Origin of the sequence: Pedobacter aquatilis (genome assembly GCF_030409415.1) — a bacterium.
Classification (GTDB): domain Bacteria; phylum Bacteroidota; class Bacteroidia; order Sphingobacteriales; family Sphingobacteriaceae; genus Pedobacter; species Pedobacter aquatilis.
Window position 1 is genome coordinate 156,629 of the sequence record NZ_JAUFPW010000034.1, and the last position, 19,413, is coordinate 176,041.

General features: G+C 34.4%; 20 protein-coding genes. 8 read left to right on the plus strand and 12 right to left on the minus strand.

The features are described from left to right. Positions 1-49 precede the first annotated feature (49 nt). A complete protein-coding gene (locus tag QWY86_RS16665) occupies positions 50-460 on the plus strand; it encodes a DUF983 domain-containing protein (protein ID WP_290243662.1) in 411 nt (136 codons plus the stop codon). 11 nt (positions 461-471) lie between these two features. Here QWY86_RS16665 and QWY86_RS16670 read toward each other — a convergent pair whose 3' ends face one another. The 6 genes from QWY86_RS16670 to QWY86_RS16695 all read right to left on the minus strand — a co-directional run bounded on the left by QWY86_RS16670 (position 472) and on the right by QWY86_RS16695 (position 5,853). Beyond that, on the minus strand, positions 472-996 hold the full coding sequence (locus QWY86_RS16670) for a hypothetical protein (protein ID WP_290243663.1): 525 nt from the start codon (positions 994-996) through the stop codon (positions 472-474). Positions 997-1,112: 116 nt separating this feature from the next. Beyond that, on the minus strand, positions 1,113-1,850 hold the full coding sequence (locus QWY86_RS16675) for a copper homeostasis protein CutC (protein WP_290243665.1): 738 nt from the start codon (positions 1,848-1,850) through the stop codon (positions 1,113-1,115). A gap of 5 nt (positions 1,851-1,855) precedes the next feature. Beyond that, positions 1,856-2,728, minus strand: a complete 873-nt coding sequence (locus QWY86_RS16680; RefSeq protein WP_290243667.1) for a YegJ family protein — start codon at positions 2,726-2,728, stop codon at positions 1,856-1,858. A gap of 39 nt (positions 2,729-2,767) precedes the next feature. Continuing rightward, a complete protein-coding gene (locus tag QWY86_RS16685; protein ID WP_290243668.1) occupies positions 2,768-3,805 on the minus strand; it encodes a glycosylasparaginase in 1,038 nt (345 codons plus the stop codon). Between the two features lie 74 nt (positions 3,806-3,879). Beyond that, positions 3,880-4,686 (minus strand): nitrilase family protein, encoded by an 807-nt coding sequence (locus QWY86_RS16690; protein ID WP_290243670.1) that lies wholly within the window; start codon positions 4,684-4,686, stop codon positions 3,880-3,882. Between the two features lie 21 nt (positions 4,687-4,707). After that, a complete protein-coding gene (locus tag QWY86_RS16695; RefSeq protein WP_290243672.1) occupies positions 4,708-5,853 on the minus strand; it encodes a methionine aminotransferase in 1,146 nt (381 codons plus the stop codon). A 312-nt stretch (positions 5,854-6,165) separates the two neighbouring features. Here QWY86_RS16695 and serC point away from each other — a divergent pair, with 312 nt between their 5' ends. Then, the gene (gene serC, locus QWY86_RS16700) at positions 6,166-7,239 is read left to right on the plus strand and encodes a 3-phosphoserine/phosphohydroxythreonine transaminase (protein ID WP_290243674.1); all 1,074 of its coding nucleotides are present in this window, start codon (positions 6,166-6,168) and stop codon (positions 7,237-7,239) included. 68 nt (positions 7,240-7,307) lie between these two features. Beyond that, the gene (locus QWY86_RS16705) at positions 7,308-8,258 is read left to right on the plus strand and encodes a D-2-hydroxyacid dehydrogenase (RefSeq protein WP_290243676.1); all 951 of its coding nucleotides are present in this window, start codon (positions 7,308-7,310) and stop codon (positions 8,256-8,258) included. A 109-nt stretch (positions 8,259-8,367) separates the two neighbouring features. Here QWY86_RS16705 and QWY86_RS16710 read toward each other — a convergent pair whose 3' ends face one another. The 3 genes from QWY86_RS16710 to QWY86_RS16720 all read right to left on the minus strand — a co-directional run bounded on the left by QWY86_RS16710 (position 8,368) and on the right by QWY86_RS16720 (position 9,974). Then, positions 8,368-8,514: a hypothetical protein gene (locus QWY86_RS16710; RefSeq protein WP_290243677.1), complete on the minus strand. Its 147-nt coding sequence runs from the start codon at positions 8,512-8,514 to the stop codon at positions 8,368-8,370. Beyond that, on the minus strand, positions 8,495-9,013 hold the full coding sequence (locus QWY86_RS16715) for a hypothetical protein (RefSeq protein WP_290243679.1): 519 nt from the start codon (positions 9,011-9,013) through the stop codon (positions 8,495-8,497). The genes QWY86_RS16710 and QWY86_RS16715 overlap by 20 nt, the downstream gene beginning before the upstream one ends. Before the next feature lie 181 nt (positions 9,014-9,194). After that, positions 9,195-9,974: an SAM hydrolase/SAM-dependent halogenase family protein gene (locus QWY86_RS16720; protein ID WP_290243680.1), complete on the minus strand. Its 780-nt coding sequence runs from the start codon at positions 9,972-9,974 to the stop codon at positions 9,195-9,197. Positions 9,975-10,077: 103 nt separating this feature from the next. Here QWY86_RS16720 and QWY86_RS16725 point away from each other — a divergent pair, with 103 nt between their 5' ends. From QWY86_RS16725 to QWY86_RS16740, 4 genes are all read left to right on the plus strand, one after another. Next, positions 10,078-11,037, plus strand: coding sequence for a PhoH family protein (locus tag QWY86_RS16725; RefSeq protein WP_290243681.1), 960 nt, complete (start codon positions 10,078-10,080; stop codon positions 11,035-11,037). Between the two features lie 280 nt (positions 11,038-11,317). After that, positions 11,318-12,262, plus strand: a complete 945-nt coding sequence (locus tag QWY86_RS16730) for a phosphoribosylaminoimidazolesuccinocarboxamide synthase (protein ID WP_290243682.1) — start codon at positions 11,318-11,320, stop codon at positions 12,260-12,262. 35 nt (positions 12,263-12,297) lie between these two features. Next, positions 12,298-12,675, plus strand: a complete 378-nt coding sequence (locus QWY86_RS16735) for an STAS domain-containing protein (protein WP_290243684.1) — start codon at positions 12,298-12,300, stop codon at positions 12,673-12,675. Positions 12,676-12,746: 71 nt separating this feature from the next. After that, on the plus strand, positions 12,747-13,652 hold the full coding sequence (locus QWY86_RS16740; protein ID WP_290243686.1) for a ribonuclease Z: 906 nt from the start codon (positions 12,747-12,749) through the stop codon (positions 13,650-13,652). A gap of 246 nt (positions 13,653-13,898) precedes the next feature. Here QWY86_RS16740 and QWY86_RS16745 read toward each other — a convergent pair whose 3' ends face one another. The 3 genes from QWY86_RS16745 to QWY86_RS16755 form a co-directional block, all read right to left on the minus strand. Beyond that, the gene (locus QWY86_RS16745; protein ID WP_290243688.1) at positions 13,899-14,852 is read right to left on the minus strand and encodes an MlaD family protein; all 954 of its coding nucleotides are present in this window, start codon (positions 14,850-14,852) and stop codon (positions 13,899-13,901) included. 175 nt (positions 14,853-15,027) lie between these two features. After that, positions 15,028-15,807 carry an N-acetylmuramoyl-L-alanine amidase family protein gene (locus QWY86_RS16750; RefSeq protein ID WP_290243689.1) on the minus strand — a complete coding sequence of 260 codons (780 nt, stop codon included), beginning with the start codon at positions 15,805-15,807 and terminating at the stop codon, positions 15,028-15,030. Between the two features lie 9 nt (positions 15,808-15,816). Further along, positions 15,817-16,680 (minus strand): N-acetylmuramoyl-L-alanine amidase family protein, encoded by an 864-nt coding sequence (locus QWY86_RS16755; RefSeq protein WP_290243789.1) that lies wholly within the window; start codon positions 16,678-16,680, stop codon positions 15,817-15,819. A 74-nt stretch (positions 16,681-16,754) separates the two neighbouring features. On the opposite strand from QWY86_RS16755, the gene QWY86_RS16760 reads away from it, so the two are divergent. Further along, positions 16,755-19,412 (plus strand): putative LPS assembly protein LptD, encoded by a 2,658-nt coding sequence (locus QWY86_RS16760; protein ID WP_290243691.1) that lies wholly within the window; start codon positions 16,755-16,757, stop codon positions 19,410-19,412. Position 19,413: the final 1 nt, after the last annotated feature.

A 19,413-nucleotide genomic window follows, 5' to 3' on the forward strand; every position in this document is an offset into this window, starting at 1 on the left:
ATATTTTGCCAAATTTTTAGAATGTACCTTTGCAGTATAGAAATTAACCATGGCAGAAATAACAAAATTCCAGGCTGTAATTCAATGTAAATGTCCTAGATGTAGAAAGGGCGATATTTTTACTGGGAATGCTTACGCATTTAAGCTTCAAAAAACTAATATAAATTGTCCTTATTGCAATTTAAAATTTGAACGCGAACCTGGTTTTTTCTACGTAGCAATGTTTGTGAGCTACGCTATGAATGTAGCAGAAATTATAACAATTGGAGTAGCATCTTACGTGTTAGGTTTACCACTTATTTACGAAAACTTGTGGTATTATGTTGCTTTGATTTTAGTCGGCGTATTTCTTTTATCCCCAATTAATTATAGATATTCAAGAGTAATATTATTGCATTGGCTTACACCGGGCTTAAATTACGTTCCTGGAATAGAAGCACATAAATCAGGCAGTATTTAATAGGATAGGATTTAATGAATTACGTGTGCAGGGTGTTGTATGTACTCTAATAATTCAACAACTTTTCCTTTAGAAAATTTAACTTTATTGTATAGATAGACCGTATCTATTTTTCCTTCTTTGGTAATGTTAATTTGTTCGTACCAAAGGTTTACAGATTCTTCTTTGTCATTAATTAATGGTACTACCTCATAAACAGTTATTTTAAAACTGGTCATTCGGTTAAATTCAAATTCCATTTGCTCTAAAAGATGTTTTTTATGCCCATCAAATCTATAACCATCCAAAAAGAAAATCACAGTATCCGCCATATCTACACTCATCATTGCGGTATCTAACCTCTCAAAGCCTTTAAGTAATTTTAACATTTTTATAGAATTGGTGCTGTCTGTACCAACTTGCCAATGTTTAATCTGCTTAACTATATATGGAGAACTACTTGTGTCGGGTGATAAGATATCTCTACTTTTCGGTTTGTTGTATTGGCATGCCACTAATAGTGGGATTACACCAATTAAAATTGATGAATTTTTCATGATTAATTTGTTTAGATGGATAGTTCAGTAAAATTACTAATTATCTGAAAATTAATCAATTAATTGTATTGTGCTGATTTTATAATTAAAGTGGTATTCTTTCTAGGAATGTATGTTTATTGATTTAAAATATCAACTAATCCTTTTACCTTTTCAGTTGATGTCAGCTCATATTGATATTCATCATCGATACTGCCCATCTTGGTATCTGTATTTCTAAATAGCATCTTGCTTTGAACATATTCTTTTGCAGATGCATGAAAATTAGTTGCGCCGGTTTCAGTTATAAGGGCTTTTAAGTTATTGCTGTTTATACCTGCGCCAGGCATAATTTCAATTCTTCCATTGGCTTGTTTTACGAGTTTTGCTAATCTTTGAGTTCCATTGATTGCCGATGATGCGCCGCCAGAAGTGAGCACTCGAACAATTCCTAAATCAATTAAATCCTCTAGAGCCTGTTCCATATTGTTGCTCATATCAAAGGCTCTATGAAATGCAATCTTTAAAGGTGCTGCTATGTTTATTAGGGTTTGCATTCTTTCTTTGTCTATACCTCCATTAGCTAAAAGAATTCCTGTAACTATACCTTCGCAATTTAATGATTTAAAGGCTTTTATGTCTTCAATCATTAACTCAAACTCTAAGTCGTTATATAAAAAATCTCCACCACGCGGACGAATGATTGGCCAAATCTCTATCGTTAAATTTTTCTTCGCTAAAGCAATTTGGCCATAGCTCGGTGTAGTTCCACCTTCGGCTAAATTATCACAAAACTCTACACGCTTTGCACCACCGTTTTGTGCAGCTAATGCAGATTCATAGCCGTTTGCGCAGACTTCTAAAACGCTATTCATAATTTTTATTTGTTATCTATCGGGCCCAGAACTTTCCATCCGTTATTCGATTTGAAAGTATTTAATTTTTGAATAGATTTTCCGCCATCTGGAAACCAGCAAATTTCAGTAATGATATAGTGTTCATCATCTGTTTTTTCTCTTTCGAAGGCATTTTGTAAACTTTCAAAATTTGGAAATCCATAATCTTCTATGTTCTTGATAAATGCAAGCTCTAAAACTTCTGCTGTTCCTGCTAACATTTCATCATCAGTTTCGGAATTCAAGCCTGCAAGCATTATTTTAGCTTCTTCCCGAAAATCTTTACATGAAAGTGCTGCATCTAAGTTATTTGCATTGTAAGCTTGCTCCAGGGATAATATTGCGCCCTCAGGTGTTTCTAAATCAGCTTTGAAATGGTCCACACCTTCATCGATATATAAACCGATGCTATTATCAAAAGCTGCTTTTTCATTTTCAGGAACGCCATCTCTTATTGCTCTTATCGTGTAGCCACCTATTAGTTTTCCATTTTCAATTGTCATCCAATCAGATATCAAATCTCTGTCAATACCGATTTTCTGATTAAGCTTTACAGTTGTAACATTTACGGGTTCATTTCCAATGGTTCCGTAAAGATTTCCTTCCTCGTCAAAATGCGGTTCGGTCAACCAAATGTGTTCTCCATTATCGCCATCAATAATGTGAACTTTAACAGAAAAATAAGCTTGATGAGGTTGAGGATTTGCAAGGCTTTCTTCAAAATACCAAAGGGTTAATTTGGCTTTCTCAATCGCCCAGTTCATGCGCTCATCTTCATTAGGAACATAAACCATATCCGGTTCTCCTTTACGTTCCTCAACATTTTTTTTACCGAAAATTTTAGACAGTAATCCCATATTTAGCGTTTTTAGATTTTGTTGTGGGATGATTTTATATTAATAATAGCTTTTTCCTTTGATTAACAGGTCTTGCTTTTCTGCATTACAAACAGCATAGCTAAATCCTTGCTGAATGGCGTAAGCGCCATATTCGCCTTTTTTGTTAATGGCTAGAAAGCCAACCTGGATATTCTTGGCCGTTTCTGGTTTCTTTTTGATGATGCGCATAACAGCTTCTTTACAGGCCGCTTCGGGAGTGTAACCTTGGCGCATCAGCTCAACAACTAAAAATGAGCCAACATTGCGTACAACTTCTTCACCAACTCCGGTAGAAGTTGCACCGCCAACTTCATTATCTACGAATAAACCGGCACCAATAATCGGGCTATCGCCAATTCTGCCATGTAATTTGTACGCCATTCCACTGGTTGTGCAAGCACCAGAAATATTGCCCTTTGCATCTATGGCTAACATTCCAATGGTATCATGATTGTATTGATTGCCTGGTAATTTTTGAGGTGCAGCTTTATCATAAAGTTTATTCTCAATATTCATTACAGGTTCGTATTTGGCTGTTTTTAACCATTCTTTCCAAGCTTTTTCACTTTCAGGTGTGAGCAAATTTTCCTTTTTGAAACCTTGTTCTAACGCAAACTGTAAGGCACCATCGCCTGCAAGCATTACGTGAGGCGTTTTTTCCATTACCTTTCGGGCAACAGAAATTGGATGTTTAATATGTTCTAATGCTAAAACAGCTCCACAATTACCGTTTTCATCCATTATGCAAGCGTCTAAAGTAACCTTGCCATCTCTATCCGGTAAACCGCCGTAGCCAACAGATTGATTTTTTACATCGGCTTCCGGTACCCAAACGCCTTGTTCAACAGCATCTAAAGATTTGCCACCCTTTGATAAAACCTTCCAGGCATCGGCATTTGCCGCTATACCGAAATCCCAGGTTGAAATTACAATTGGAAAGTTTGCAGCTGAAGTATTAGGTTGAAATGGAATGGCATTTGCAATGTTACTCTTATTGATGGCCAACATTCCAGCAGAAAGGGCAGAAGCTTTTATAAATTTGCGACGGTTAAACATTTGTTTTGGGTTAGTTTGGTTAATTGTTTTGTGGTGAATAGCTAAATTAATTATTGAAAATTGGTTGTTCTAAATTAGTCCTCAATCGTAAATTTATCTGCATCTTTTAAAAAGGGAAACTGTCGTCTTATTTTTACCAATTCCTCGTAATTTATGGTTACCGTATACATATCCTCATCTTCTGGTTTGTAATATACGGTGCTTCCATACGGATCAATTACCATTGAATGGCCTCCGTGATAAATTTGATTTCCATCATGCCCAACACGGTTTACGCCGATAACGTAGCTCTGGTTTTCGATGGCACGAGCAGGAATTAATGCCCGCCAATGTGCCGAGCGTTTATCTGGCCAGCTCGCAACCAAAAGTAAAATGTCATACTCTTCATCAACATTCCGCAACCAAACAGGAAAACGTAGATCATAACATACAGCTAATCTAATTTTCCAGCCTTTTAATTCTACAATTAATTTGTCTGTGCCGGCACTAAAGTTTTTGTCCTCATCGCCCATACCAAATAAATGGCGTTTATCGTAGTGTTTATGTTCTCCATTTTGATCCATCCATATTAAACGATTGTAGTAATTTCCGTTCTCTTTAATAATTAAGCTACCCGTAACTACACAATTGTATTGATGTGCTATTTTTTGCATCCATTGCATAGTAAATCCACCCATTTCTTCTGCCAAGGTTTCAGAATTCATACTAAATCCACTATTAAACATTTCTGGTAGTATAATTAAATCGGTTTTTTCTCTTACGCCTGATGATAATCTGAGCCCAAGATTCTGCAGATTTTTTTCTATGTTTTCCCAAAAAAGATAAGCTTGAAAAATTGTGATTTTCAAGTTTTCTATTTGTGTGTAAACAGGTTTTTCCATGTATGTTTATTTTGAGGGATGTTAAACATTTTTTAATTTTTCGGCTGCCATAGCTAAGGTTGATTCTTCTTTAGCAAAACAAAAACGGATAATTTTATAGTCGGTTGCTTTTTGGTAAAATGCCGAAACCGGGATGGTGGCAACTCCAAATTCTTTTATCAACCGAATGCTAAAATCTGTATCTTTTTCATCGCTAATTTTACTATAACTTGCACATTGAAAATAGGAACCATTACAAGGCAGTAATTCAAAGCGGCTTTCTGCTAATAGTTTCCTGAAATAGTCTCGTTTTTTTTGAAAAAAAGCAGCTATGCCGTTATAATTGTTTGGTTCTTTAATATATTCTGCAATAGCTTGCTGCATCGGACTATTAACGCTGAAAACATTAAATTGGTGTACTTTTCTAAATTCTTTAGATAATTTTTCTGGTGCTAAACAGTAACCAAGTTTCCATCCGGTAGCGTGTAGAAGTTTACCGAATGATGCTATAATAAAGCTTCTTTCCCGTAATTCGGGAAAAAGCATTACACTTTTGTGCTTCTGCTCGTCATAAATTAAGTGTTCATAAACCTCGTCGCTTAAAATTAGAATATCTGTTCCGCTAACCAATTTAATTAGCGATTTCATATCTTCTTCAGATAAAATGCTACCAGTTGGATTTTGTGGAGAATTCAAGATAATCATCCTCGTACTTGAGGTGAAAAGCTTTTTAACCATATCCCAATCAATGGCATAATTAGGTGGTGCGAGTTCGTATGTTTTTACTAAGCCACCTAAAAGTTTAACGGTTGGCGCATAGCTATCATAAGCAGGTTCAAAAATTATAACTTCATCACCAGGATTTATTATTGCAGTTAGCGCTGTGAAAATTGCTTGTGTTCCACCAGCAGTAACGGTTATTTCCGTATCAGGATTATATTTAATATTATATAATTTCTCAACTTTCTCGGCAATAGTTTCTTTTAAAAAAATATTGCCTGGCATTGGCGCATATTGATTGTAGCCATCTTTCATCGCTTTTTCAACCAATTCGGTAAGTTTTGGGTCGCAAGGATAATCAGGAAAACCCTGAGATAAATTAATTGCATTATGCTCTGCCGCAAGTTTAGACATTACCGAGAAGATGGTAGTACTAACACCCGGAAGTTTTGATTGTATATTTAACATGTATAAGCGAAAATAACAAAAAAAAGGCTAAAACTTTAAATAGTAGTAAATGCAGACATTTCAAATGTTAATTTTTAAAATAGGCTTGCTAATTAGTTTTATCTGATTCTGATATTAGAATACTTATAAATTCTGTTGTTAAAATAATGAAAAATTTATAACTATTGGTTAAACGTTTTAATTATAAAAACTGCAATAAAAGGTTAGTTTATAGCGGAATTTTTAACAAAATTTAATTTTTTATGATACGATTTTGTAGCTATAACTGCTTTAAAAATTCTACATTTACAGCGTAACGATTTATATAATAAGATGAAGCATAATTTTGGCGCAGGCCCTTGTATTTTACCTCAAGAAGTGTTTAAACAAGCTGCACAGGCAGTTTTAGATTTTAACGATGGATTATCGATTTTAGAAATTTCGCACAGAACAACCGAGTTTGAGGCAGTTGTTGCTGAAGCTGAAAAATTGGTAAAAGAGTTATTAAGCGTGCCATCGGGTTACTCCGTTTTATTTTTACAAGGCGGCGCAAGTTTGCAATTTGCTATGGTGCCAATGAATTTGTTGGGCGATGGGCAAACGGCAAGTTATTTAGATTCGGGTGTTTGGGCAACTAAGGCATTAAAAGAAGCTAAATTTGTAGGAAACGTGAATGTAGTAGCAACATCTAAAGAGGCTAACTATACATTTATTCCAAAAGATTTCGAGATTCCTGCTGATAGTGCATATTTCCACTATACTTCGAACAACACAATTTACGGTACTGAACTTTTCGAAGCACCAAAAACCAGCGTTCCAATCGTTTGTGATATGTCGTCAGATATTATGAGCCGTGTAATTGATGTTTCTCAATTTGATTTGATTTACGCTGGCGCACAGAAAAATGTCGGTCCGGCGGGTTTAACTATCGTAATTGTTAAGGATGAAATTTTAGGTAAAATCGACCGTAAAATTCCATCGATGTTAAATTATCAATCGCATATTGATAATGGTTCGATGTACAATACACCTCCAGTTTTCTCTATTTATGTGGCTTTGTTAAATCTTCGTTGGTTAAAATCTAAAGGGGGCGTTGCTGAAATTGAGAAAGAAAATAAGCAAAAAGCCGAGGCGCTTTATAGAGAAATTGACCGAAACCCACTGTTTAAAGGTACTTGCGCTGTAGAAGACCGCTCGAAAATGAATATTTGTTTCGTGATGGAAAACCCTGAATTGGAAAAACCATTTTTGAGATTGGCAGAAGAGCATGGTATCGTAGGGATTAAAGGCCATAGAAGTGTGGGTGGTTTCCGGGCATCGATGTATAATGCGTTGCCAATTACGAGCGTACATGCCTTGATTGATGTAATGCAAACTTTTGAAGAGAACCAGGCGAAAGCAAACTAATTTAAATTATAAAAGATAATTGATTCTCAGTTAAATCTGTGCAATTAATTTAATCCCTGAATCATATTATGATTAAAATATTAGCAAACGATGGAATTGATCCTATCGGAAAAGAATTATTAGAAAAAGCAGGTTTCCAGGTTGATACTGAAACCATTCCGCAAGACCAGTTGGCAGAAGCCTTAAAAAACTACGATGCCATAACCGTTCGTAGTGCAACAAAGGTTAGAAAAGAATTAATTGATGCCGTTCCGAATATTAAATTAATTGGTAGGGGTGGTGTTGGTATGGATAATATTGATGTTGAATATGCCCGTAGTCAAGGTGTAGCGGTTGTTAACACACCGGCAGCATCATCACTATCAGTTGCAGAATTGGTTTTCTCTCATTTATTTACTGGCATTCGTTTTTTACAAGACGCTAACCGTAAAATGCCTGTTAGCGGTTCAACACAGTTTAACGACCTTAAAAAAGCTTATGCTAAAGGAACTGAACTAAGTGGTAAAACCATCGGTATTATCGGTTTCGGACGAATTGGTCGCGCTACTGCAAAAGTGGCTTTAGGTTTAGGTATGAATGTTTTGGCTTATGATTTATATGCATCTGAAACTGAAATTACTTTAAACTTTCAAGGAGGAAAATCAGTTAGTATTCCCATTAAAACAGTTTCTTTGGATGAAGTAATTTCTGGAAGTGATTTCTTGAGTTTACATACACCTTTTGCTGATAAACCAATTTTAGGTGCTGAGGAATTTGCAAAAATGAAAAATGGCGTTGGTATTGTAAATTGTTCTCGTGGTGGAACTATTGATGAGCCAGCTTTAATTGAAGCTATTGACTCTGGTAAAGTTGCTTTTGCCGGTTTAGACGTATTTAATAATGAGCCTACACCATTGGCAGAAATTTTAACACATCCTAAAATTTCTTTAACACCACATATTGGTGCATCAACTAACGAAGCGCAAGAACGTATTGGTACAGAATTGGCAACTTTGATTATTGAACATTTTAAGAAATAAGTTATTTCCGTCACTCTGAACTTTTCTTAGAGTCTCCTTTAAATAGATGCTGAAATGAATTCAGCATGACGATTTCTTTATAAATGGCCAGCTCATAAGTTGGCCATTTTCAATCCAATGCATTAGTGGTTACCCAATAGCGATAACCCAAAATGGCTTTCTGAAAAGTAGTTAACTTATTTGGGTCTTTTTTATATAAACTTGGCAATAAAACTCTATTTATCTTTGCCAAAACTTTAAATATTTCTTTTTTCATAATTTTTTAATTTCTTGTTAAAGAAGTAAAAACCACCTGCCATTAACAGAAGTAAAAACACAATTATATAGCTTGATAATCCTCCGCTATTTTTCTTTTCAATTTCACTTTTTAATGCCTCATTCTGATCTTGTAATTTCTTTATCGAGCGCATATAATTTTCTATTCTCTCTTGCGAATTATCAGCAACTGCAACTTTCTGCTGATTTTGAAGATCCTTGTAATCCATCAATATCTTCAACTCTTTAAAAATATTGTTATCCGTTAAAACCACTTGGCGTAAAATTTCATTAGAATTTTTGATATCTTTTTTAGTTTGCCAACCAAAAATACCAGTACGTTGATTTAAACTCTCATCGTACTGACCAAATTTTTGACTACGTTCAGCAAGTAATGTGTTAACCTTGACTCTCTGTGCTGCGTAAGCGGTTGTATCCTGCTGAGCAAAAGCCTGGTAATTAAGCAAAATAATAGCAATCAAATAGAAATATTTCTTCATGAGGTATAAACGTGAAAAGGGTGGAAGTTGTTTGATTTTTAGCTTACTGGTTCGTTGATTTACGAATTTTCGTCATTGCAAACCACGAAGCAATTTTACAACGAAAAGGTACTATTTAGATTGCTTTGTGCCTCGCAATGACGACCGTGTATGCAAAGTTCGTAATGAACAATTTAACTTCCTAAGGATGAAACTCAACCCTTACAATATCACCAAGATGCAAACCTAACAAACCACTGGCCTTGCCTTTGTTAATGGCAATTTCCAAGTGATTACTAATACCAAATAAGCAGAGTTTTTCTCCCTCAGATACTTCGTTGTAGTGCCAGCTTAATTGTGTAATGGTTTCACTTTTTCTGAAGTATAAGGTGAAGTCGCGATTTTTTTGAATTTTGGTAAACAAGTCTTTTGTAATATTGGTAATTACGTTACAAAAAGTATCAATATAAACAACACTTCCGCGGATAATATCTCGCTCAATAACAGGATGCAAAAGCATCTTCTGTTCAATTTCTGCTACAGGTAATCCAATATCTTTTAATCTACCACCTTTTGCTAAATGTGTAGCAGCTTTTACAAAAATATCCACGAGTGGAAAGTGAAGATATTTTAAGTCCTGCATGATATTAAGTTCAACAACATCATCAGGCAAATCATCAAAAAGTAAAGAAAAAATACCATTATCTGCACCTACAAAATAATGATCACGATGTTTAACCGCAATGTATTTTGTGTTTTCACTATAAACAGAATCAATGCCAATAAGGTGTACGGTATTCTTCGGGAAGTATGGATATGCATTTTTTAAAACGAATGCAGCATACGAAATATTGAAAGAAGGAACTTCATGAGTTATATCAACTAAGTTAACATTAGGCATAAGACTTAGCAAACTACCTTTAAGGGCACTCTGGTAAAAATCTTTTGAACCTAAATCTGTTGTTAAAGTAATTATCCCCATTAAAAATTCATTAATATTGCTTATTCTTGTGTGGAGGCATAAGCGTCTGCAAATATTCAAATTTTAATTAATATAGCCCGATAACTTTTTAAAATACTATAATTTGAACGAATTAAAATTAACACTGGACACCGTAAATCCTGCTCATTTTTGGGGAGCAAATAATGAGAATTACGAAATGATTAAAGGTTCGTTCGCCAAATTAAAACTGGTTGCGAGAGGTAGTGAAGTTAAGGTTCTTGGTGATGAACAGGAACTAAAGGCATTCGAAACGAAGTTTAGTCAGCTAGTTGCACACCTGGAAAAATATAGTTCTTTAACTAATAATGATGTTGAAGCTATATTAGGCGCAAAAGCTAGTGGAGTTGCAAAAAAAGATGTAGAACAACCAACCGGTGGAGGTGGAGAAGTAATTGTTTTCGGTACTAATGGTTTACTGGTTAAGGCAAGAACGGCTAATCAGCGTAAAATGGTTAGCAGTATTGCTAAAAACGATATTCTTTTTGCAATCGGTCCGGCAGGAACGGGAAAAACCTACACTGCTGTAGCTTTGGCTGTTCGTGCTTTAAAGAATAAAGAAATTAAACGAATTATTTTAACTCGTCCGGCAGTTGAGGCAGGAGAAAACTTAGGCTTTTTACCTGGAGATTTGAAAGAAAAAATCGATCCTTATTTACGTCCGCTTTACGATGCTTTGGATGATATGATTCCGGCAGAGAAGTTGAAATTTTATATCGAAAATAGGACGATTGAAATTGCACCATTGGCTTTTATGCGTGGGCGTACTTTAGATAATTGCTTTGTAATTTTAGATGAGGCACAGAACGCAACTGATATGCAGTTAAAAATGTTTTTAACGCGTATGGGGCCAACGGCTAAATTTATTGTTACCGGCGATGTTACGCAAATCGATTTGCCTAAGAAACAAATGTCTGGTTTGTTTAATGGTTTACGCATTTTAGAAGATATTAAAGGAATCGATATTATTTACTTAAGCGGAGAAGATGTGGTTCGCCATAAATTGGTGAAAGATATATTAAAGGCTTACGGAGATATTCAGTAAGTCGGAAAGTCTTTAGTCGGGAAGTTCGAAGATAAAATCGCAGATTGAGAATGTGAAAAAGAAAATTACAATAGAATTGTTCTAGCGTTTGCATAGCAAGAGAAGTGCTGAATAATTCATCATGAAAACATATTTTTTTTATAAAAATTTTAACCTCGTAGCTTATAGCATACGAGGTTTTTTTGAACTTTAATCTTCCGACTTCGGTCATCGGACTTTCCGACTTTTTATAATCTTCCAACCTCGAACTTTCGAGACTTTTTCCTATTTTTATCCCCTCATGAAAGCACAAAAAGAAACCAATTTCAATTTCCCAAATCAGAGCAATTTTTATAAGGGCAAAGTACGCGATGTTTACACAATTGCCGATAAATTAATGGTAATGGTTGTATCCGATCGCATCTCAGCATTTGATGTTGTATTACCAGAAGCTATCCCTTTTAAAGGACAGGTTTTAAACCAAATTGCCGCAAAATTTTTATCTGCTACGCAGGATATTGTTCCAAACTGGGTTTTAGATATTCCAGACCCAATGGTTACCATTGGCCGTATTTGTGAACCGTTTAAAGTAGAAATGGTTATCAGAGGTTATCTTGCTGGTCACGCTTGGAGAGAATATATTGCAGGTAAGCGTTCTGTTTGCGGTGTGGCTTTGCCAGACGGTTTAAAGGAAAATGATAAATTACCTCAGCCTATTATTACACCAACAACAAAGGCATCGGTAGGACATGACGAAGATATTTCTAGAGAGGATATTTTAGCAAAAGGAATTGTTTCTTTAACTGATTATGAAAAATTAGAGGAATATACTTTTGCATTGTACCAACGAGGAACTGAAATTGCTGCCAAAAGCGGATTAATTTTGGTGGATACAAAATATGAATTTGGCAAAGCCGACGGTGTTATTTACTTAATTGATGAAATCCACACGCCTGATTCATCTAGATATTTTTACGCTGAGGGTTACGAAGAACGTCAAAAGACTGATGAACCACAAAAGCAACTTTCGAAAGAATTTGTGAGAAAATGGTTAATCGAAAATGGGTTCCAAGGTAAGGATGGACAAGTTATTCCTGAAATGACACCTGAGATTGTAAATTCAATTTCTGAAAGATATATTGAGCTTTACGAAAAGATTGTGGGCGAAAAATTTGTTAAGGCTGATGCAGACGCTATTTCAAATCGTATCGAAAGGAATGTTTTAAAGGCTTTGGAAACCTTGTAAATTTTTATACATTAGTACAATAAAGTTTAGAGTAGATGAAATTTTCGGTAGATAAACACGATAAATATGTAACCTTAAAGTTGAAAGAACCTAAGTTTACAAACGATAATGCACCAGGGCTGAAATCAGAATTGTATTTGCTTAATGCAGAAGGTTTTAAAAATATTATAGTTGATTTAAGCTACATCAAAGAATGTAATGATGCGCAAGATTTAAGTAGCCTTTTAGTGGGCGATAGACTTTGCAAATCAGCAGGAGGGTTATTTATTGTTACTGGAATTAATGATGAAATTGCTCCAATTATCGAATTATCAAACATATTTCAATCGGTAACGTTTGTTAATACATTAAAAGAAGCAACTGATTTCATCTTCATGGATGAATTAGAAAAGGAATTTAGAGGCGCTAAATAGGCGATATATTAATTAAAAAAATTAGGCCTCGTAGTTTCTAAAATCTACGAGGTTTTTTATATCTTAAAATTATGAAGTTTGAAGTTACAATTCTTGGAAGCAGTTCGGCAACGCCCGTTTTTAACAGGAACCCATCGGCACAGCTTTTAAATTGTAACGAAAAATATTATTTGATAGATTGTGGCGAAGGAACGCAACAACAGCTTATCAAATACAATTTAAAAGCTGCCCGAATAGACCATATATTTATTAGTCACTTACATGGCGACCATTATTTTGGGTTAATTGGTTTACTTTCTAGCTTACATTTAAATGGTAGGACTAAACCAATGCAAATATTTGCTCCGAAACCACTTTTAGAAATTTTGGAGATCCAATTCAAATATTCTGATACTACTTTAAGATATCCAATTGAATTTTTCCCACTGGATACAGACCAATCTGTCCAAATTTTTGAAAACAGTGATCTGACCGTCAAAACTATTTTACTTAACCATAGAATACCAACAACAGGCTTTATATTTCAGCAAAAAAAACGTCAGAGAAAATTGATTAAGGATAAAGCTGAAGAAATTCCAATGGCTTATTATACGGCTTTAAAGAAAGGAATTGACGTAGAGCTTCCAAATGGTGACATAGTTAGGAGTGAAGATTACACAACTGCAGCCGATGCCCCACGTTGCTACGCATACTGCTCAGATACGCTTTATGATGAAAGATATTTTGAATCAATAAAAAACTGCGATACCCTTTATCACGAAGCAACTTTCACACATGACCTTTTAGATAGAGCAAACGAAACCCATCATACAACAGCTTTACAAGCGGGAGAAGTTGCCAAAATTAATGGTGCAAAAAAGTTAATTATAGGGCATTTTTCTTCTCGTTACAAAACCTTACAAATGCTTTTGGAAGAAACACAATCGGTTTTTGAAAATACAGAATTAGCGATTGAAGGAAAGACTTTTCAATTATAAAAATTGTTTTCTGATGAGTTATAGTAGGTTATCGTTGTATCTAAACCCGACATTAACGAGCATGGAGCGAAGCGGAATAAAGTGGTTGGCGGGGCTGTAGGCTGCCAAGAATATCAAACAATAATTTCCAAATACTTCTTAAATAATAATTATTCTTTTGTAAAGTATAACGAAAGTGTGAATTTCTTTAATAAAAAAGCCTTGCTATTAATTAAATAGCAAGGCTTTTTAGTATGATATTAATTATTATTTATCTTTTTTATTGCCGCCACCAAATACAGAGAAGTGTACGTAACGTTTAGGATTTGCTTTTAAATCAATCATTAACTCATCTAAGTTTTTAGATGCATTATTCAAATTGTTATACATTTTATCATCGTTCAATAATAAACCTAAACTACCTTTTCCATCTTTAATGCCCGATATTACGCTCTGTAAATCAGCAATTGCATTATTTGCATTATCTAAAGTTTGTTTAAAATTAGCTGCTGCAAACTTATCTGTAACTGTATTAATGTTGGTTAAAATGTCGCTTATTTTCTTGTTATTATTATTTAAGTTGGCGGTAATGCCTTCAACATTCTTAAATATAGCTTCGATACGAGCACTTTCCGAACCAACTAAACCATCAACTTTTTTTGATGTAGTTTCTAGAGATGCTAATGTACCAGCGATGCTGCTAAAGCTTTTATCAACATTTTTTTGAAAATTTGGATTTAGAATTGAGTTCACACTACTCAAAATTGAATCCATTTTTCCAATGATTAATTCTGCTTTCTTTTGAACTGGCTGAACTTGTTCCATTAAACCTTTTTCTACATTCGCATTAAGTGTAAAACCTTCTTCAGCCATTTTTTTTGAATCGCCTAACGACATCACAATCGCTTTGCTACCCAATAAATCTGTACCTTCTAAACGGGCAATACTGTTTTCAGGAATATCATATTTACTGTTGATACTCAAGGTTGCTAAAATTGTTCCACCCTGTTCTAATTGAAGCTTGGCAACACGACCAATTTGATATCCATTAATTAAAACTGGTTTTGAAACTGTTAAACCATCAACTCTGGTGTATCTTGCAAATAGAGTAGTTTCGCTAGAAAAAATAGAGTTTCCTTTTAAAAAGTTATATCCAATAATTAGTAAAGCAATGGCAAATGCAGCTAAAATACCTACTTTGGTTTCGTTCTTAATTTTCATGTGTTCTTATTTAGTGGCTGCAAATGTTAATATCCTTTATTAAAATTTGGCAGAGCGCTATATTTATTAATTTGTGCAAAGGTATTTATAATAGATAATGTTTGCACTAATGTTTTTGTTTGGAATATGTTATTTTATTTGCTATCTAATAATTAAATACCATTTTTTGTGCCAATTATCTTACTTCAATATTTTTCTTATATGTTTTTATTGCAGCGAAAATAGAGCTTGCAATTTCGTCTTGACCTTTTGAAGAATTAATGTATTTTTCTTCTTCTGTATTAGAGATAAAACCAACTTCTGTTAACACTGCTGGCATTCCACAACGTTGCAAAACAAGTAAGCCTTGTTCTTTTACACCTCTGCTGGCTCGTTTATCTCTACTTACATAACTATTTTGCATAAGTTTGGCAAGTTTAATGCTTTTATCGCGAAAGGTGTTTTTTAGTAAAGACATGAGGATGAAAGTACCAGGATTGTTTGGATCATAACCATCATATTTGCTTTTATAATTCTTTTCCAACTTTATATCGGCATTTTCTCTTATTGCTGCATCCTGTTCTTTTAATCGATGAGAACCTGCAACCAATGTTTCAACACCCTTAATGTGTTTATTGCCAGGAGGCATAGAATTGCAATGAATAGAGATAAATAAGTCGGCATTGGATTCATTTGCGATTTCTGCTCTGCGATATAAATCTACGTCAATATCAGTTTTTCGGGTAAAAATTACCTTGATATCTGGCAAATCCTCTTTAAGTTTTGCACCTAATTTTAAAGCAACTTTTAATGCAATATCTTTTTCTTTGGATACGCTGCCTGAAGCACCAGGCTTTCTGCCACCATGACCAGGATCGATTACTATGGTTTTTATCTTATATCCCTGAGCAAAAACTTCCTGGAGCTGAGTAACGGAGCAAAATAAGCAGATTATGGTTAGAAGTTTTATCTTCATTTTATATTATTAAAACGATGTTTCGGCTAAACGTTTGTAGTTTTTAATTGCTTTTATTATTCCGTTAACAATTTCTGCTTGCCCTTCGGGCGAGTTCATATAGTCTTCTTCATCAGGGTTACTTACAAAACCAATTTCGGTAAGAACAGCTGGCATTGCAGCCCTCGCTAAAACTGCAAGGCTTTTTTCTTGTACACCACGATTAATTCTACCGGCAGCAACGTATTCTTGTTGAATCATCGAAGCAAACTTTAAACTCCTATCTCGGTTAGTTTGTTTCATTAAGGATAACATTATATCGTTTTCTGGAGTATTGGCAATAAAACCTTCATAGTTTTTTTGGTAGTTATCCTCTAAAAACATCGAAGCATTTTCACGTTTAATTACTTCATCTTGTTCACTTAATCTGCCTGTCCCAGATACAAATGTTTCTGTACCTCTTGTTGATGTACTTTTTGAAGTTATTGTACGATAAACCGGCACTTTTCTGCCTTTAACTTTTTTATAATAATCAACAACTCTAGATACCCTTACCGGCATATCATTTAAGTGGATTGAAATAAATAAGTCTGCTTTGGCATTATTTGCAATATTTATTCGCTCATAAAGTGGAATAAATACATCAGTTTCTCGGGTGTAAATAACTTTTATATCTTTAATACTATCTTGTAAAGCCTTACCTAAGTTCAAAGCGGTTTTTAAAGCAACGTCTTTTTCCTTTGAATAAACACCATGCGTTGCCCCATCTTTGCCTCCATGTCCGGCATCAATTACAATTGTTTTAATTTTATATTCTTGTGCAAATGCTTGATTATCAATTAAATTGAGTGCTACTAAGCAAATAATAAATGTTAAAAGGTTTTTAAGATACATCAATGGTATATTTTTCACTAATTTTGAACGTTTTTGATTAAACATTTGTGCAAAAATAACATTCAAATACGAATTTGAAACTCCTTAGCAACTCTATTTTACTAATTTCTGTCATTTTATTAACACTAACCGTTAATAAAGCTAACGCATATTCCGCTTTTTCATTGCAGCAGGTGGTTCAACAAGATACTTCAAAGCGTGATACATCTAAAGTAAAAACAAAGAATAATAGCGACCTCGACCAAAAAGTTGAGTATAAAGCGACCGATTCTGTTAGGTTTAGCAAAGACAAGAACATTATTTACATGTATGGAAACGCCAGGGTTATTTATGGTGATTTCGAATTAGATGCAGATTATATTCGCTATGACCAAAAAAATAATTTGATTTTTGCAAGTGGAAGAACAAATCCAAGAACTAAAAGGTATGTAGGTAGGCCGATTTTTAAATCGGGCGCTGAAGGTTCTGCAATCGCCGATTCGCTATATTATAATTCTGCAACAACGAAAGCAAAAGTATTTGGCGTTTTCTCTCAGCAAGATGATGGATTTTTCTCAGGTGGGCAAAGTAAAAAGCAACCTGATAACGAACTGCACATCAAAAATATGATGTATAGCACTTGTAATCTTCCCCATCCACATTTTGGACTAATGATTAGTAAAGGTATTGCTACTGAGAAACAAATTATTACCGGTCCAACCTACATGATAATAGAGGATGTACCTACACCTTTTGCATTACCATTTGCCTTTTTTCCAAAGCAAAATAAACGTACTTCGGGGCTTATGCTGCCAACACCAGGCGAAGATGCTACTCGAGGATTTTTCCTTCAAAATGCAGGTTATTATTTAGGTTTAAGTGATTATTGGGATGCTAAATTGATGGGGTCTATTTACACAAATGGTTCTTACGAAGCCTCTTTAAATACAAATTACATTAAACGTTATAAATATAATGGTAGCATAACTACACATTATGCCAGCACTCGAAATGGTATTCAAGGACAGGAAAATATAGGTAAAGATTTTCGTATTGGTTGGTCTCACAGCCAAAATCCAAATGCTAGTCCGGGTAGTACTTTTAGTGCCAATGTAAATTTAAGTTCAAGTAGCTACTATACATCTACAGCAGCGAATCAAACTTATGATTTAGGCGCAATCGCTACAAATAGTTCGAACAGTAGTATCGCTTATTCGAAAGTTTTGGCTGGTGGTTTATTTAATTTTAGTACGGCTTTAAGTGCTCAGCAAACATTTAGTACTCGTGAAATTGCCTTACAATTGCCATCGTTCAACTTAAATATGTCAACCATTAGTCCTTTCGATTCTAAAAACAGAAGTGGAGAGCAAAAATGGTATCAAAAAATTACGGTTGGTTATAGCTTACAGGGAAATAATAATATCACCACAAAAGATAGTTTATTATTTCAGCCAACCGGATTAAGAGCGTTAAAGAGTGGTTTAAACCATAACATTCCAATCAGCATGAATTTTACAGCCTTAAAGTATTTAAACTTTACGATGGGTGGTACTTATAATGAGGTTTGGAACTTTCAAACAATCAATAGAAGATATACAACTTTTACAGATGGTTCTTATACTTTTAGACAAGATACAATTTCGGGTTTCAAACGTGGTGGAAGTTATAATTTATCGACAAGTATGAGTACCAAAATTTATGGTAAAACTAAAGAGTTTAAAAATCTTGGAAATATAAAGCAATTGCGCCACGTAATGACGCCCACTGTTGGTTTTTCTTATTCTCCTGATTTTACCGATCCATCGAGAGGGATTTACAAGGAAGCTTCTAATCAGAATAATCAAATAATTATAGATCCAAGTACGGGCAGGCCGCTAACTTATTCCATATTCACAAATAGTGCATTTGCTGGTTCTTTCTCTGGAAGGCAAGCGGCAATAAATTTTATTTTGGATAATACAACCGAACTAAAAGTTCGATCTAAAAAAGATACAACTGGTACTGGCGAAAAGAAAATACCTATTATTCAAGGTTTAACCTTTAATGGTTCATATAATTTTCTCAGTCCGAGAAGAAAATTATCTGATATTAGTTTTAGTGGCCGTTCTCAGTTCACAGATAAATTGGGCATAACTTATAATGGTACATTTAATCCATATTTATTACGCGATTCGATTAATACCAGCGGAAATAGAGTGTTTTATGAAGAAGACAGATACTTTTTTAAAGGCGGTAAATATTTTCCAAGATTGGAACGGATAGGATTTTCGTTTGATTATAGTTTAAATCCTGATGCATTTAAGCGTAAAAATGATGCTTACGATGCAACTAAAAATCAAATGGAAAAGCAAGGGATTACGCCTTTACAAACAGAGCAACTAAATGCGCTTAATCGCGACCCGAATGCATTTGTTGATTTTAATATTCCGTGGAATTTTGCATTTCAATATCGATTTGATTATTCCAATGTTCTTGGGCAATCTACAATAACAAATACTTTAAATTTTAATGGTGATTTTAATTTAACGCCTAAATGGAAGTTCACCTTTAATTCTGGTTACGATTTTAAAAACAAGGGATTAGCACCTATGCAACTCGCAATTTACAGAGATTTGCATTGCTGGGATATGAATATTTCTTGGGTTCCTTATGGAGCTTACAAAAGTTATTCGGTAAATATCCGGGTTAAGGCTTCTATTCTTCAAGATTTAAAATTGAGTAAACGATCAGGTTTTTATAATACCTACCAATAAA

What these genes read in the sequence shown, in the direction of transcription:
- QWY86_RS16665 (WP_290243662.1), top strand. Translation starts at nt 50, where the DNA reads ATGGCAGAAATAACAAAATTCCAGGCTGTAATTCAATGTAAATGTCCT.
- QWY86_RS16670 (WP_290243663.1), bottom strand. Translation starts at nt 996, where the DNA reads ATGAAAAATTCATCAATTTTAATTGGTGTAATCCCACTATTAGTGGCA.
- QWY86_RS16675 (WP_290243665.1), bottom strand. Translation starts at nt 1,850, where the DNA reads ATGAATAGCGTTTTAGAAGTCTGCGCAAACGGCTATGAATCTGCATTA.
- QWY86_RS16680 (WP_290243667.1), bottom strand. Translation starts at nt 2,728, where the DNA reads ATGGGATTACTGTCTAAAATTTTCGGTAAAAAAAATGTTGAGGAACGT.
- QWY86_RS16685 (WP_290243668.1), bottom strand. Translation starts at nt 3,805, where the DNA reads ATGTTTAACCGTCGCAAATTTATAAAAGCTTCTGCCCTTTCTGCTGGA.
- QWY86_RS16690 (WP_290243670.1), bottom strand. Translation starts at nt 4,686, where the DNA reads ATGGAAAAACCTGTTTACACACAAATAGAAAACTTGAAAATCACAATT.
- QWY86_RS16695 (WP_290243672.1), bottom strand. Translation starts at nt 5,853, where the DNA reads ATGTTAAATATACAATCAAAACTTCCGGGTGTTAGTACTACCATCTTC.
- serC (WP_290243674.1), top strand. Translation starts at nt 6,166, where the DNA reads ATGAAGCATAATTTTGGCGCAGGCCCTTGTATTTTACCTCAAGAAGTG.
- QWY86_RS16705 (WP_290243676.1), top strand. Translation starts at nt 7,308, where the DNA reads ATGATTAAAATATTAGCAAACGATGGAATTGATCCTATCGGAAAAGAA.
- QWY86_RS16710 (WP_290243677.1), bottom strand. Translation starts at nt 8,514, where the DNA reads ATGAAAAAAGAAATATTTAAAGTTTTGGCAAAGATAAATAGAGTTTTA.
- QWY86_RS16715 (WP_290243679.1), bottom strand. Translation starts at nt 9,013, where the DNA reads ATGAAGAAATATTTCTATTTGATTGCTATTATTTTGCTTAATTACCAG.
- QWY86_RS16720 (WP_290243680.1), bottom strand. Translation starts at nt 9,974, where the DNA reads ATGGGGATAATTACTTTAACAACAGATTTAGGTTCAAAAGATTTTTAC.
- QWY86_RS16730 (WP_290243682.1), top strand. Translation starts at nt 11,318, where the DNA reads ATGAAAGCACAAAAAGAAACCAATTTCAATTTCCCAAATCAGAGCAAT.
- QWY86_RS16735 (WP_290243684.1), top strand. Translation starts at nt 12,298, where the DNA reads ATGAAATTTTCGGTAGATAAACACGATAAATATGTAACCTTAAAGTTG.
- QWY86_RS16740 (WP_290243686.1), top strand. Translation starts at nt 12,747, where the DNA reads ATGAAGTTTGAAGTTACAATTCTTGGAAGCAGTTCGGCAACGCCCGTT.
- QWY86_RS16745 (WP_290243688.1), bottom strand. Translation starts at nt 14,852, where the DNA reads ATGAAAATTAAGAACGAAACCAAAGTAGGTATTTTAGCTGCATTTGCC.
- QWY86_RS16750 (WP_290243689.1), bottom strand. Translation starts at nt 15,807, where the DNA reads ATGAAGATAAAACTTCTAACCATAATCTGCTTATTTTGCTCCGTTACT.
- QWY86_RS16755 (WP_290243789.1), bottom strand. Translation starts at nt 16,680, where the DNA reads ATGTATCTTAAAAACCTTTTAACATTTATTATTTGCTTAGTAGCACTC.